The organism is Psychrobacter sp. Ps2 (assembly GCF_022129405.1).
Taxonomy (GTDB): Bacteria; Pseudomonadota; Gammaproteobacteria; order Pseudomonadales; family Moraxellaceae; genus Psychrobacter.
The window spans coordinates 104,873-119,629 of the sequence record NZ_JADQAM010000059.1 but is presented as its reverse complement, the minus strand read 5'-3'; the positions used below and the strand labels follow the sequence as shown (position 1 = coordinate 119,629).

The following is a 14,757-nucleotide window of genomic DNA, read 5'->3' as shown; positions in this document are numbered from 1 at the left end:
TCTAACGGATAACTGTATGAGTAAACCAGTCAACTGCATAACAAAAAACCTGGCCATGATAAGCCAGGTTTTTTATCAAAAGTAACCGTCAATTTAAAACAACAATCAGGTTAAAGTAACTATCAGGTTTTAGCAGGGTTACAGCTGTAGCTCACTGATATCAGCTACCGTCAAGAACAAGGCACGAACTTGCTTTAGCAATGCCAAGCGATTGTTTTTAAGCGCAGCATCTTCACTGTTGACCATTACTTGATCAAAGAACTGGGTCAACGGCTCATCTAAGCTAGCCAGCGTTTGCAATACTTGCGTATAGTCCGCTTGCTCCAGCAATGGTTGTACCACTGTCTGCGCTTGCTGCACGTTCGCATATAAGTTTTGCTCAGCAGATTCAGACAGTAGCGCTTCATCGACTGTATCAGCCACGCTCACTTCTGACTTGGCCAATATATTAGCAACACGTTTGTTTGAGTCAGCCAACATCGACGCTTGTGACAGCTCGCTAAATGCTTGCACTGCACGGATACGCTGATCAAAATCAAGCGGCATATGCGGGTTAATCGCTTGCACTGCTTGAATCGTGTCGACGCTAACGCCCTGCTCTGTATACATCGCACGATAGCGCGAGTTTAGGAATGCCATAACTTGGGTGAAAGTATCGCCCATTTTGGCAATCTTACTACCTTCAGCATCGCTATAGCCTTTAATCGCTTGCTCAACGAGCGCAACCAGATTAATCGGCAACTGCTTTTCGATCAAAATACGCAAGATACCAATAGCAGAACGACGTAAGCTAAACGGATCCTTTGAACCCGTCGGCGCTTGGTCAATCGCAAAAATACCAACCAATGTATCTAAACGATCAGCTAACGCTAAGCAAATGCCAATCGGTGTTTGTGGTAATACGTCACCACTGAATTTAGGCAGATATTGCTCTTCCAAACTTGCTGCAACCGCTTCAGGCTCATCGTTTAGACGCGCATAATACGTACCTGCGATACCTTGTAATTCAGGATATTCGCCAACGAGCGAGCTGGCCAAATCTGCTTTAGACAAAATGCCCGCACGTACGGTTTCATCGACATTGATATCGTGGCCTTGCTGCTGCATCAACGTGGCGATAAACGCAGCAAGCTTAGCAATACGCTCAGATTTCTCCCAAATCGTACCCAATTTGTCTTGGAATACACGATTTTTTAGGCTCTCTGTAAGCGCAAACAATGGCTGCTTTTGATCTTGTAAGAAGAAAAACTCTGCATCAGCCAAACGTGGACGCACAACTTTTTCATTACCTTCGATAATCTGGTTAGGATCTTTTGATTCAATATTGGTAATAAAAATGAAATACGGCTGCAATTTGCCAGTTTTATCGGTTAAGCAGAAATACTTTTGATCCGCTTGCATAGTCGAGATAAGCGCTTCTTGCGGTACTTGTAAAAAGCGCGCTTCAAAGCTTGCTCGTAGCGCAATTGGGAAATCGACCAATGCGGTGACTTCGTCTAATAAATCTTGCGGTACGATGGCATCAGAATTGACTTCATCTGCCAAAGCTTTGACTTGGTTTTTGATCAGCATTTGACGCTTATCAAAATCTGCTACTACTTTTAGACCACTTAGTAGTTCTTCATAGTCATTGGCATGAGCAATGTTATGGTAGTCAGGGCTGTGGAAGCGATGACCACGCGTTTGCGTACCAGTCTGATAACCTTGGATAGTAGCATCAATGACAGTATCATCTTGCATCAATACTACCCACTGTACTGGACGCACAAACTCGTTACGGCTAGCACCTGAGCGCATACGCTTAGCAATCGGCAGATTATCTAGTGCGGTCTGGAAAATAGCAGGTAGTAACTCAGTGGTCGCTTGACCACGGATAGTCTGCTCAAAACCGACATAATCACCTTTATCGGTATTAATCGTCGTAAGCTCGCTGGCTTCAATACCTAAGCCTTTGGCAAAACCCATGGCCGCACGCGTTGGGTTACCCTCTGCATCAAACGCCGCTTTAATCGCTGGTCCGCGTTTTTGTTCTGTACGATCAGGCTGCTTATCGCTAATACCTTGAATCTGAATCGCCAAACGACGCGGTGCAGCAAAGGCTTTGATACTATCAAAGGTAATATCTGCTGCAGTTAATTGCTCAATGACACTGGCTTGTAGCGCATCACGTAATGGTTTTAGACTCTTTGGAGGTAGCTCTTCACACCCCAGTTCAAATAGAATAGTACTCATGGGATGCTCCTATTTATCGTTAGTAGATTGGTTAGTGTCAGTATTTTCTTTTGCTACGCCATCTGCTGCTAAGGTGTCTGCTGCCACGTCTTCTTTTGGCAAATATTTATCAAGCGCAGCTTGGCGATGTTCTTCATCAGCCAATGGGAAGCCCAATTTGGCACGAGCTTCGACATAACCAAAAGCAACCTTACGAGCAAGTGTACGCACACGTAGGATAAAACGCTGACGCTCAGTCACTGAAATAGCGCCGCGTGCATCAAGCAAGTTAAAGGCGTGAGATGCTTTTAATACCATCTCATAAGCTGGCAATGGCAATCCTGCATCGACCAATTTGTCGGCTTGTTGCTCATAAAAGTCAAACATCTCGCCCATCATCGGCACATCAGCGTGCTCAAAGTTATAGGTAGACTGCTCGACTTCATTTTGATGAAAAACATCGCCATACGTGACACGGCCAAATTCACCGTCTGCCCAGACCAAATCATAAACGCTGTCGACGCCCTGTACATACATGGCCAAACGCTCAAGTCCGTAAGTGATTTCGCCAGTGACTGGGAAACATTCAATACCGCCGACTTGCTGGAAGTACGTGAATTGCGTGACTTCCATACCGTTTAGCCAAATCTCCCAACCAAGTCCCCACGCACCAAGCGTTGGCGATTCCCAGTTGTCTTCTACAAAGCGCACGTCATGCACCAATGGATCAATACCAATGGCTCGTAGTGAGTCCAAATACAGCTCTTGGATGTTCGGTGGATTCGGCTTTAGCACGACTTGGAACTGATAATAATGCTGCAGGCGGTTCGGGTTATCACCATAGCGCCCGTCAGTAGGACGACGTGATGGCTGTACATAAGCCGCATTCCAGCGCTCAGGACCTAACGAGCGCAAAAACGTCGCGGTATGAAAAGTACCTGCACCGACTTCCATGTCGTAAGGCTGCAATACAACGCAGCCTTTATCGGCCCAATAATTTTGCAAAGTTAAGATTAAATCTTGAAAAGTCATCGGTTGAGAGTCTTTATCTTGTGTCATCGGGGTTATCGCTTGGGATGTAATAGTTTCGGTTTTCATAGTAAAGCCACTGTGAAATGAGTATTATTAAATAAATCTCTGATAGCGCTCGCGCGACCTATTCGGCAACGACTCTATCTGCCTGCTCACCTTACTAAAAATTGACTATTTTATCCATATTTACATCAACTAAATTTGCATAGTGGGCACAAAACCTCAGTTGTATAGCGTATTTTTAGGCAAATCATTATGGAAGTCGCACTAATACAATAAATAAAAAAATACCCAAATGCGCTAGCATTCGGGCAGGAGGAAAATTATATCTTGGGCATCCTGATTGATCAGGCTTTTTATTTTTTGGAGGTCTACTGTTTTTAGCAACTACGTCTAACTTAAACTTAACTCTTTAACTGGTTCAGAAAACCTAATTTTAAAAAAGCTAATTTTAAAAATAACTATCAGGCTCCTATTATTGATAAGACTGATTGTTGGCTTTTGGCATAATTATCCATAGGATGATATAAATCAAAATGCCTGGTACTGCTGCACTTAATGATGAGATGATTACAAATAATACTCTCACCCATGTTGGCGACCAACCAGCATATTCTGCAATGCCACCCATCACACCTGCTATCATGCGATTGTTTGGTGAGCGATGTAATTTTGCTAACTTAGCCAAATCAAATACCTCTCTATTTTCTATTCTTGTTTATTTTTTTATTCTATTTTTCTGATTGTCTCACATATTTAGCCAAAACATTATCTTGCTTTGCTAACTTACGAATCAGTATATCAATAATTCAGGATTTATCTGTTGAAGGTATAGCAGTACTTTGTGAGTTTATGCTACTCAAGCTTACCCTAACCTGTCATAACACCATGCAAGCCCCTGATTTTAAATAGTTATTTCAAAATGTTTCAAAACCGCTTTTGTTGCTATAACCTTGCAATCTCGCTTCACGTATCTTGTTATTTTTAATTTAATCAAAGAGATAAGCTTGCTTTATAACGCTAAAATCGAGTCAAATCTTTGATAGTCTGAATAATCTTTTAACTGACCAAGTTTACTCGATTAAAAGAACCCTCAATTAAAAAACCTGCGATTCCGTGTACGTGCGATATACCTTATTTTTACAATAACCCACCTGCAAATCATCCAAAACCTTTATACCATGCTGATAAGCAACTTGGGTTTTCAAATACTCTATTATGAAAGCTAGGAGGCTGCCTAACTATTAGATAAAAATACCTTTACGAAGAATATTAGAAATATGAAACGTGGTTAGTGTTACGGGTCTTAATAGATTTCTGATTTGGATCTTGATAGATGTCTAGTTTGGACTATCTAACTTAGACCGCATTAAACGTATTTTTTGGAATAGACATGGGACACTGAGATTAAAATAAAAAAATTATAAGGATAATTATGTACGACACTGGATTGATGATTGGACATTTCGAGCCGCTGCATTTAGGGCAGATGCGTAGTATATTGGATGCAGCAGGACAAGCCAAAACCTTACATATCGTTATTATGGCACATCCATCGCCGCATCCTGATTTCACCATCACCTTACAAGACAAAGCGCGTTGGCTACAGATGGCCTGTGCCGACTTGCCATTTATCCATATTCATACTACTCATGAGATCGAGTTACCGCTGCACGAACACCTGTATAGTGCCAGTGACGATGTCAGTATCGATGTCGCTGCTAGTAATGCCAAATTACAACGTTTGATGGATGCCTTATCACTATCAACAGAGACTGTATTGTTTATGGCGGAAAACCATCCACTCACTCGCAATGACATACAAGAGCAGCTGCTTTTGCCAGTGGTCACTACGCCGCTACAGTCTGAATTTGACTCTTATGCGATTGCGCGTGATCCAGTCGCCCACTGGTCAGCACTTCATCCGCAAGCGCGCGTCGACTATACCAAGACTGTCGCTATCGTCGGCGGTGAAAGCTCAGGCAAGACAACGCTAGTCCATAAGCTTGCCAATTATTATGGTGCCAGCTTTGCTCTAGAGATGGGGCGTCTGTATGTCGGTACAGATTTGGGTGGTAGCGAGGTCGGATTACAGTACAGTGATTATGGTCCTATTTGTCTTGATCATGCTGAGGAAATCCGAGAAGCTAAAGCCAATGCAACGGCCCCTATCACCATCGTTGATACTGACTTTGTCACTACGCAAGCATTTTGTGAAGAATACGAGGGTCGCACGCATCCTTTTGTGGCTGCTTGTATTGATGAGTTTCGTTTAGACCACACCATCATGCTAGACAATAATACGCCATGGGTTGACGATGGTATGCGATCTTTGGGTACGCCTGAAGCGCGTGGACGCTTTGAGCAGCGTTTGATAGATATTTTTGCGCGTCACGATATTGCACCGCATATGATTGATCAGCCCGACTATGACGCTCGCTATCAGCAAGCATTGTTATTGATTGATCAATATATCTATGGCAAAAAATCATAAACTGTACTGAGCATATTTATAATAATTTATTCAATTAGCACATGTTATTTAACTAGCACACTTTATTTAACTAATACATGACAGTTAGCACTATATTGATATCAGTATTTACTTTAGGGGAAAAGCGATGCGTATTCAGCTATTGGACAACATCACCGGAAAATGGGCGATGCAATGGATTATCATTTGGTTTATTTGCGGTGTTATTGCTTTGTCCGCAGGTTTTTGGCTCACGACAGACCATACCACGCTTGATTGGTTTTATTTAGCGGTCTCATTTATTGGTTTGGTTTGCGTGGTCTCGCTATCATTCCGCAAAAACGTTATGGGCAATGGCTTTGGTATGGGGGCAACGGCTGGCGAAGTCATCGTACAGGCAACGTCTGGCGCAGTTGGTTTAATGCTTGCTCCACTATTTAACTTTTTTACCCATGTTTACGGTATTTTTTATTGGTCGAAGCACACCGATCCTGATGGCGACATGATACCCAAATCAGCAAGCAAAGCTGTTTGGTTAATCACCGCTGCCTTCATCATCGTTGGACTTGCACTGTTCCCTACGGTAAATGACTTATTAGCAAGCTATGGTTATGCGGTCGTACAGGATGATAGTAGTCTGTTTTTGGGATTTATCTCTTTCTTTTGGATTAACGTCATTGCCTTTGTGCTTTCTATTACCGCTCAGGCAGCTATGATTCTGCGTTATTCATTTAACTGGTGGTTGTGGATTATCGTCAACTTTGTCTGGCTCATCGTGAATCTGATGTCTGGCAACTATATCTTTGCTATTCAAACTATGGTGTATCAAGTAAACGCCTTTATCGGCCTCTATGAATGGCATCGTAGCGAGCAAGGATAATGCGGCTTTTATACAAAAGAACCCTTGGGAGTTTGAATAAAACCTTGCTGATATATCACTCATAGTACGAGTGAACTTGACTGTGCCGTCTATCAGATAACATGGTAGACAGGCGCAATTAGTGCTACAACTGATATTAACAATCATCTTCATACTGAGATTAGTAGCGAGTCCATTAGCTAGTATGAGTTACTCATCTTATTTACTAACAGGGAGGTTAGTATGTCTCGTCAACCAAAAGTGTCCAAACGTACGCTAGAGCAATGGCTTAGTGAGTACTCGGTCAGTCACCAAAACTTGGTCAATAAAAAAATCCATTGGCTATGTGTGCCAACCATTTTTGTTAGTCTGCTAGGTATGGGTATGTCACTATCCGTATGGTTTACCTTAGTACTAAGCGCACTGGTATTACTGTTTTATATGCGCTTATCTACGCCACTGTTTTTAGCGATGGGAATGTTCATTCTTATTTGTCTATCAGTGATGGCAGCGATGCCATGGGGCTTTAAAGCATGGGCAGCGGTATTTGTCGTTGCATGGATTGGCCAATTCATTGGTCATAAAATCGAAGGCAAAAAACCTTCTTTCTTTAAGGATCTACAGTTTTTATTAATCGGTCCAGCATGGGTGGCTAATAGTTTGATGCAGCGTAAATAGTTGTCAATTTATGCGTAATTTTTGCAGGAATTCATCTTAGCTGTAGGCTATTGATAACATCTACAACTGTTACCCTTAACAAAATAATATCACCAATAAAAAAGCGCCACCCAGAGATTACTGAGTGGCGCTTTGTTTACGTAAGCTTTTGGGGCTATTAAGATTTTAGGGCTATATAAAATAGACTACCCTATCTTACGCACCAAACACTTTCATACGCTCTTCGACTGGCTTAAATGCTTTTTCGCCTGCTGGCTGCTCAATTGTTCCAAATACCAATTGTGCATTTAGCGTCCAGTCTTTGTCGATATCCCAAGCGCTAGCTACTTTTTGATCGATTACTGGATTGTAGTGCTGTAAGTTTGCGCCAACATCGATACTGGCTAGTGCCGTCCAGATAACATACTGATGCATGGCGCTGGTTTGACTTGCCCAGATTGGGAAGTTGTCAGCATATAGTGGCGCTGCTTCTTGCATGCCTCTGACGACTGCTTGATCTTCAAAAAACAGCACCGTACCAGCACCGTTACGGAAACCATTGACACGCTCTTTGGTCGATTTGAACTTCTCTTCGTCACCAACGATTTCGCGTAATGTATCTTCGGTCATGTCCCACAATTTACGATGATCATCGCCGAACAATACAACGATACGTGTCGATTGCGAGTTAAACGACGATGGCGTGTGCAAAATAGCATGCTCAACTATTTTTACGATTTCGTCATTAGCTACTGGCAGTTGGTTGCTTAGCGCATAGATAGAACGACGTTTTTCTGCTAGCTGCTGTAATGTTGTTAAATCTGACATAGTGTTTCTCCACGTTGTTAGTAAAATAGTTGTTGATAAAAATAATTTTTAATATGAGTGATTGTTGGTATGAACATTCTAATTGATAAAGTGCTTTGCTCTTGACTACATAAATAGTGGTACTTCCATCACTAATACACGGCTAGCTACTGTTGCGTCCATCGTAAAACTCTGAGTATCCCAAATGCAAAGGCCGTCACGAATAGACAGGACTTGGCCATCTATCACGACTTTACCGCTGATGACAAATACGTAGACACCGTTGTTAGGGTTATTTAACTGGTAAGTTTGCGATACACCTTCGTCAAAACCACCCATGCTAAACCAGGCATCTTGATGAATCCAAACCCCTGCATCATCGGCATTAGGTGATAACACTTGGCTAAATTCGTTAGGACGCATGATATCGCCCATATACACCTGCTGATAACGCGGTGCGACATCCATTTTGTTTGGTATCACCCAAATTTGCAAAAACCTCACAGCCTCTGCATCGTCACCGTTCATTTCACTATGCGTAATGCCTGTACCCGCTGACATCACTTGAATTTCACCAGTCTCTATGACGCCCTCGTTACCGATACTATCGCCATGAGCGAGCTTGCCGGATAGAGGAATACTGATAATTTCCATGTTACGGTGCGAGTGATTGCCAAACCCCTGACCGCCAATGACAAAATCATCATTAATAACGCGTAAGGCACCAAATCCCATACGCTCAGGATTATGATAATTGGCAAAGCTAAAGGTATGTCTGCTTTTAAGCCAGCCATGATTGGCATCGCCACGTGAGTCTGCTGCATGATAGATTGTTTTCATAATTCGTCCTTAGCTATCAACAGATTAATCCTCTATATACTTATTATCGATTAATCTATTTAAACAATGGGCTTATTATAATTATTAATTCTACATAGATAAACAACGCTAAATGCAATTAACTATTCTGTTTTGTAGAACAATCGGAGCAGTTCTAACGTAACATAGATTTTTTACATATATTAGCATAGCTAACTGTATATAAATTACTTTAAGTTATGCTTATATGAAAAACTGTCTGCTGTTGAAATTTCCTGTGAAAATGTACATGACGCTCTTTATTTGAAACTACCCCTTTATGATTGTTCTTCGTAAACGTATAAGAGGTAACTCAGCCACTTATTGTTTATCGCTTACTGTCTATTGAGTAAGCACCCGCACCATGAGCAAAAATCATCAAAAACCCACCTGCGATTGAAATATTTTTCATAAATGAGATCATCTGTGATTCATCAACCCAGAACTGATGAAAAATAATAGCTGACACGATGCTAAACCCAGCAAACAAAAAAGCGATTGGGCGAGCTTTATAACCTAGCAAGACAGCAATACCACCTAGTACCTCAAACGCGATTACCAATGGTAATAACATACCAGGCACACCTACTGATTCCATATAGCCTTGAGTAGTCGCATAATCTGTGATTTTACCAATGCCTGCAAAGATGAAAATGACTGATAATAATAGACGACCGAGCGGTGCGCTCAATTGCTGTAATTTGTCCATAATAATGCTCCAAAAGTGTGTTTAATCATGTCTCTAAGTAGAGAATAGCGCGATTATAGGCGTTGACTAGCATGGGATAAACAGCAATAATCACAAGTATAAGTTCTTGGTGTAAGAACAATCATGAGGCATCGATAATGGGTCAATTAGAAGACATGGCGATGTTTGTACGCATTGTTGAGGCAGGTAGTATTACCAAAGCTGCTGAGCAGTTAAATATTGCAAAATCAGCCGTCAGTCGCCGACTTAAAGAATTGGAAGAGCGTTTAGGCAGTCAGTTAATCAGCCGTACTACCCGCCAATCTAAATTGACGCAAGCTGGTGAGCAATATTATCAGCAAGTGAACAATATCTTGCGTGCGGTTGACGCTGTCAATGAGCATGCTACTGACGCTCCTATGCGTATTGAAGGTACGCTAAAAATGACAGCGCCGTTGTCCTTTGGACTCATGCATCTGAACGATGTGATTGATAAATACGCCAATAAACATCCCAATCTGAGATTTGATCTGGATTTTTCTGACCGACGTATCGATTTGATTGAAGAAGGCTATGAGTTGGCCATTCGAATCGGAGAGCTACAAGATTCTAGCTATCAAGCAAAAAAATTGGCATTGATTCGTTGTGTGATTTGCGCCAGTCCTGATTATTTGGCAAGAATGGGCATGCCTGAGACGCTAGACGATTTAGACAACCATGCGCTGTTGCAATACAGTCTCGGTCAAACCAATAGTATAAACTTGGTGGATACTGAAGGCAGAAGTCATCATCGTACGATAGATGCCAAAATCAAAGCCACCAATGGTGAGTTCTTAGTGGATTTGGCAGTCAAAGGGCATGGGATTACCTTTGTGCCGACTTTTATTGCTTATAAACAACTGGCGCTTGGCGAGCTGGTACCTGTCTTCCAACACTATCAATTGCCAACCCTAACCGCTTATGCTGTTTATCCAAAGAATCGTTTTTTGTCGCAGCGTTGTCGTTACTTGATTGATTTTATTGCCGAGCAATTCGGTGATAATCCGTACTGGGATCAGTATTAATCAACACTCTTATTATCCTTAACGATATCAATTGCTATTGATTTTGGGGCGCCGTCCCTTCTTTCACTTTACTAATCGTCAGCCCCGTGAACCCGAATAGCAGTGTCAGCAGTAATGACAAATAACAGAAAAACGCATAAGGCAAATACTCTAATACTGGCACCCCTAGCGCCTGACTGATAAACACCCCGCACACACTCCAAGGCACCAGCGGATTGATCACCGTTCCTGCATCCTCAATCGTCCGCGACAGATTCTTAGGATGTAGGTGTAAGCGCTCAAACGTCGACCGAAATGCCGTACCTGATAATAGAATACTCAAATACTGCTCACCGATTAGCACATTGATACTGAGCGCCGACATCGCTGCCGCAAATATCGCTCGTCCTGATGTCGTCAGTGTGTCCTTAATACCAGATAGCAGTGCAGGCAGAATCCCCAGTGCCGTCAATAGACCACCTAAGCTTAATGCCAGTATCACAATCGCCTGCGTAAAGAACATACTCTGTACACCGCCGCGCGACAGCATACCACCTACCTCACCTAGCTCTAATGACTCAGCAGGGGCATAGCCTGCAAACAGATAACCACCCAATTGTCCAAAGCTTGGTGAACTGTGTACATAAGTAATGATCAATGCCACTGCTATAGTACAGATAATCGTATAAATCGCATTAACCCGAAACAGTGCCAATCCGACTAATACCACAAACGGCAGTACCGAATACCCATGTACCAGACCACTGTCTATGAGCTGACCTTGCAATATCGTCACTTGACTCAAATCAGCACTAGTCGTCTGTCCTGAGAACATCCAGAACAAGATCACCGTCAGTATCCACGCAGGTACGGTTGTATACATCATATTGCGAATATGCTCAAACAGATCAATACCCACGACAGAGGACGCAATCGTACAAGTATCAGATAAGGGCGACATCTTATCACCGAAGAACGCCCCTGACACCACTGCCCCAGCTGCTATCGCCACATTGGCATCAAAGGCATTACTCATACCAATAAAGGCCACGCCCAAAGTAGCTGCAGTCGTCAAACTACTACCCAATGCAATACCAATAATAGAGGTCAAGATAAAGGCAGAAATATAATAGTACTCAGGTGATATGAGCTGAAAGCCTACATACATGAGTGTAGGTATAGCACCTGACATCATCAGAGCCGCAACCATCAGTCCGATAAAGAAGAACAAATAGATAGCACCAATACCACGCATGACACCTGAGGCCATTTGCGCTTGCATGTCATCAAAGCTGAGTCCTTTATACATACCAATAGCCAGTAACACACAAATAGCTAGAATAAGAGACAGGTGCGGCACCCAGCCAAAGCCGATCATGGTGATGCCCATGATACCGATGACGATGGCGGATATGATAAAGGCGAGCTTGGCACTGATTAATGTGAGCGGTTTTGGTGGCATTGGATGCCCTTATGTTGCTATAGGTTTAGTTTGCTCAGGTATTCGGGGTGCGCATCTATTCTTCAATATCGATAATCTCTGTCTTGCTTATAGTTAGCTTTAGTTTTTGCTTTCTATGTTTTCGCGATTAGCTGACTTAGGACAGATTTTACACATAAAAAAAAGCCTCACTGTGAAGTGAGGCTTTTTGCGCTTTTTCAAGCCATATTTGGAGCGGGAAAAGAGATTCGAACTCTCGACCCCAACCTTGGCAAGGTTATGCTCTACCACTGAGCTATTCCCGCTTAGTATCAATTCGTAGCGTTGTTAACAACTACTCCGTCTCGATAGGCTGGCTATTTTAGCAAATATTCTGTGGGTGTCAACACCTTTTTTAGAATTTATTTCTAATATTTTTAGCCAAATGCCTTTTTTATCGGATAAACCAACATAAGCAATTGATTTAAAAACAGGAATTAATTTTGATAATATACAAAATATTTCACATTAATTGTAGAATTTTAACTCTGGAATTCACTTCCCTTAGCTTTATAACGGTCATAAGACAATCGATAAAGGAAAAACTCACTATTTTCACTCTAATAAAAACATATCGTACTTACAATCATACGCTTTATTGTTACTTTTCCTATCTTGGTTTTAGGTGGTTAACATTATTATACTTATGTCCAATCGCAGTTAAGGTAAACTTTTACTGTTTAAGCGGATGAATGAGCACTACTAAAAGATCAATAAACACGGCTCCCACATCTGCTGCACTATTCTTTAACTTGTTTGACTTTATGTTTTTCCATCTTATAGAGAGGATATTTTTATGAAGAAGTTATTAACCACGACAGTGATGGCCGCTTCGTTGTCAGCACTGACTTTAACTGGTTGTACCAGCACTACCAATTCTGGCGCAGTTGGTGTTGATCGTCAGCAGTTGCTATTAGTGTCTAGTGAGCAAGTATTGGCATTATCTGCCCAAAGCTATGCCAAAACAATACAAGACGCAAAATCAAAAGGTGTGCTAGATACCAATACCGCTCAGCTAAACCGCTTAAAAAATATTGCGAATCGCTTGGTTGGTCAAGTTGGCGTCTACCGCGCAGATGCAGCCAAATGGCAATGGGAAGTACACACCATCAAGTCTAACGATCTAAATGCATTTGTGGTGCCGGGTGGTAAGATCATGTTTTATTCAGGCATCATCGATCGCTTGAATCTCACTGATGATGAGATTGCTGCCATCATGGGTCATGAAATCTCTCATGCATTACGTGAGCATTCACGCGAGCGTCTGTCACGCGAGTATGCGACTCAAACTGGTATCGGTCTGGCTGCCAGTATATTTGGCTTATCACAAGGACAGGCTGAGCTAGCTGGTACTGCTGGTAATTTAGGCTTGAGCCTACCCCACAGCCGCACTCAAGAAAGTGAAGCTGATCAGATCGGTCTTGAGCTGATGGCACGTGCAGGTTATAACCCTCAGGCGGCTGTTACCCTGTGGCAAAAAATGCAAAAAGCAAGCCAAGGTGAGCCACCACAATTCCTCAGCACTCACCCAACGAGTAGTAGCCGTATCGCAGAGTTACAGTCATTGATGCCAAAAGTTACGCCTCTATATCAACAGTCGCGCCGATAATAAGTAGCTAATTAGCTACCTTTATGCTTTAGCAATGCCTGTTTAGATATCATAGAAGCAAAGTACAGCCACAGTGTTGTGCTTTGCTTTTTTAATTATAGCCATACATGGCAGGTTTTATAATTGACAAGCATTGTAATTGATAAGCATTTTAATCGGCAGGGTTTGCAATTGTTCGATTTGGCAATCGCACTCTATCCCGCCTACCGTGTCTGTTATAATGCCGATAAATATTATTTACAGATTGCCCAATCAAGTTGCGCAAAATACATTGAAGGATTGTTATGAGTACCACACCTACTGCCGACGCACTTCATACCGAATTACAAGCGCTAGAACCGCAGCATATCGAACTGATCAATGAGTCGATGTCGCATGCCGGTTACTTTGAAGGTAAAGAAAGCCACTTTAAGCTCACTATCGTTAGCGATGCATTTGAAGGCAAACGACTGGTCGGGCGTCATCAGCTTATATACGGCTTAGTCACGCCTTTACTCACCTCGCAAGGCGGCCAAGTACATGCCCTCGCTATTCATGCATATACTCCGACAGAATGGCAAGGTCAAAGCCCTGCGAGTCCATTATGTGCTGGTCAAAACAAATAGCCGACTGGATTTGAATCGCAACTACATATTTTAAATTAGCCTATATACTGCAGTTTTAGAGGAAGCAATATTCAATGAAACATCTACATATGCTGATGGCAGCGCTGACTGTTGCGCTATTTTTATATCAAAGCTACTTGGTACTCAGCGCAGACCGCCGCGCACCACGTGTGGTCAAAATAGCCACTCATATTATCTATGCCCTGCTTATCCTGTCAGGTGCGATGATGCTAATGCAATTGATGGGTGCCAACGCTCCTGTACAGTGGGTGTTTGCCAAAATTATCTTACTGATCGCTGCTATTAGTTCAAGTATCAAAGCGTTTAAGGTTGATGCGACACCTGTGCAAAGAAAAACAGGTATTCTTATCGCTGCCGTTGCCTATATTGGTATCGTCATACTTGCTTTTGCCAAACCAGCAAACTTATTTTAAT

At 42.4% G+C, this 14,757-nt stretch carries 14 protein-coding genes and 1 tRNA gene; 7 read left to right on the top strand and 8 right to left on the bottom strand.

Annotated elements, in window-relative coordinates; translation table 11 throughout:
- Window positions 1-138 precede the first annotated feature (138 nt).
- The 3 genes from glyS to I3254_RS10675 form a co-directional block, all read right to left on the bottom strand.
- Window positions 139-2,232, bottom strand: coding sequence for a glycine--tRNA ligase subunit beta (gene glyS / locus I3254_RS10685; protein WP_238052840.1), 2,094 nt, complete (start codon window positions 2,230-2,232; stop codon window positions 139-141).
- A gap of 9 nt (window positions 2,233-2,241) precedes the next feature.
- Complete coding sequence (gene glyQ / locus I3254_RS10680) at window positions 2,242-3,243, bottom strand: glycine--tRNA ligase subunit alpha (protein ID WP_227679301.1); 1,002 nt, start codon at window positions 3,241-3,243, stop codon at window positions 2,242-2,244.
- A gap of 475 nt (window positions 3,244-3,718) precedes the next feature.
- Window positions 3,719-3,931, bottom strand: a complete 213-nt coding sequence (locus tag I3254_RS10675; protein WP_238052839.1) for a PspC domain-containing protein — start codon at window positions 3,929-3,931, stop codon at window positions 3,719-3,721.
- A 747-nt stretch (window positions 3,932-4,678) separates the two neighbouring features.
- Here I3254_RS10675 and nadR point away from each other — a divergent pair.
- The 3 genes from nadR to I3254_RS10660 all read left to right on the top strand — a co-directional run bounded on the left by nadR (window position 4,679) and on the right by I3254_RS10660 (window position 7,253).
- The gene (gene nadR, locus I3254_RS10670) at window positions 4,679-5,737 is read left to right on the top strand and encodes a multifunctional transcriptional regulator/nicotinamide-nucleotide adenylyltransferase/ribosylnicotinamide kinase NadR (RefSeq protein ID WP_238052838.1); all 1,059 of its coding nucleotides are present in this window, start codon (window positions 4,679-4,681) and stop codon (window positions 5,735-5,737) included.
- Window positions 5,738-5,864: 127 nt separating this feature from the next.
- Window positions 5,865-6,596 carry a nicotinamide riboside transporter PnuC gene (pnuC, locus tag I3254_RS10665; protein ID WP_238052837.1) on the top strand — a complete coding sequence of 244 codons (732 nt, stop codon included), beginning with the start codon at window positions 5,865-5,867 and terminating at the stop codon, window positions 6,594-6,596.
- 222 nt (window positions 6,597-6,818) lie between these two features.
- Window positions 6,819-7,253, top strand: a complete 435-nt coding sequence (locus I3254_RS10660) for an Mpo1-like protein (protein WP_238052836.1) — start codon at window positions 6,819-6,821, stop codon at window positions 7,251-7,253.
- Window positions 7,254-7,448: 195 nt separating this feature from the next.
- Here I3254_RS10660 and I3254_RS10655 read toward each other — a convergent pair whose 3' ends face one another.
- The 3 genes from I3254_RS10655 to I3254_RS10645 form a co-directional block, all read right to left on the bottom strand.
- Window positions 7,449-8,060: a nitroreductase family protein gene (locus tag I3254_RS10655; protein WP_057761493.1), complete on the bottom strand. Its 612-nt coding sequence runs from the start codon at window positions 8,058-8,060 to the stop codon at window positions 7,449-7,451.
- Window positions 8,061-8,165: 105 nt separating this feature from the next.
- Complete coding sequence (locus tag I3254_RS10650; RefSeq protein ID WP_238052835.1) at window positions 8,166-8,879, bottom strand: pirin family protein; 714 nt, start codon at window positions 8,877-8,879, stop codon at window positions 8,166-8,168.
- 346 nt (window positions 8,880-9,225) lie between these two features.
- Window positions 9,226-9,606 carry a DoxX family protein gene (locus tag I3254_RS10645; protein ID WP_238052834.1) on the bottom strand — a complete coding sequence of 127 codons (381 nt, stop codon included), beginning with the start codon at window positions 9,604-9,606 and terminating at the stop codon, window positions 9,226-9,228.
- A gap of 137 nt (window positions 9,607-9,743) precedes the next feature.
- Between I3254_RS10645 and I3254_RS10640 the strand changes: the two genes are divergently transcribed.
- Window positions 9,744-10,649, top strand: coding sequence for a LysR family transcriptional regulator (locus I3254_RS10640; protein ID WP_101205745.1), 906 nt, complete (start codon window positions 9,744-9,746; stop codon window positions 10,647-10,649).
- 34 nt (window positions 10,650-10,683) lie between these two features.
- Here I3254_RS10640 and I3254_RS10635 read toward each other — a convergent pair whose 3' ends face one another.
- A complete protein-coding gene (locus tag I3254_RS10635; RefSeq protein WP_238052833.1) occupies window positions 10,684-12,090 on the bottom strand; it encodes a Na+/H+ antiporter NhaC family protein in 1,407 nt (468 codons plus the stop codon).
- A gap of 209 nt (window positions 12,091-12,299) precedes the next feature.
- Window positions 12,300-12,374, bottom strand: a tRNA-Gly gene (locus I3254_RS10630).
- A gap of 530 nt (window positions 12,375-12,904) precedes the next feature.
- Between I3254_RS10630 and I3254_RS10625 the strand changes: the two genes are divergently transcribed.
- The 3 genes from I3254_RS10625 to I3254_RS10615 all read left to right on the top strand — a co-directional run bounded on the left by I3254_RS10625 (window position 12,905) and on the right by I3254_RS10615 (window position 14,756).
- Window positions 12,905-13,717 carry a M48 family metallopeptidase gene (locus I3254_RS10625; RefSeq protein ID WP_057761502.1) on the top strand — a complete coding sequence of 271 codons (813 nt, stop codon included), beginning with the start codon at window positions 12,905-12,907 and terminating at the stop codon, window positions 13,715-13,717.
- 284 nt (window positions 13,718-14,001) lie between these two features.
- Complete coding sequence (locus I3254_RS10620) at window positions 14,002-14,322, top strand: BolA family protein (RefSeq protein WP_238052832.1); 321 nt, start codon at window positions 14,002-14,004, stop codon at window positions 14,320-14,322.
- Window positions 14,323-14,396: 74 nt separating this feature from the next.
- A complete protein-coding gene (locus I3254_RS10615; RefSeq protein ID WP_102094089.1) occupies window positions 14,397-14,756 on the top strand; it encodes a SirB2 family protein in 360 nt (119 codons plus the stop codon).
- Window position 14,757 lies beyond the last annotated feature (1 nt).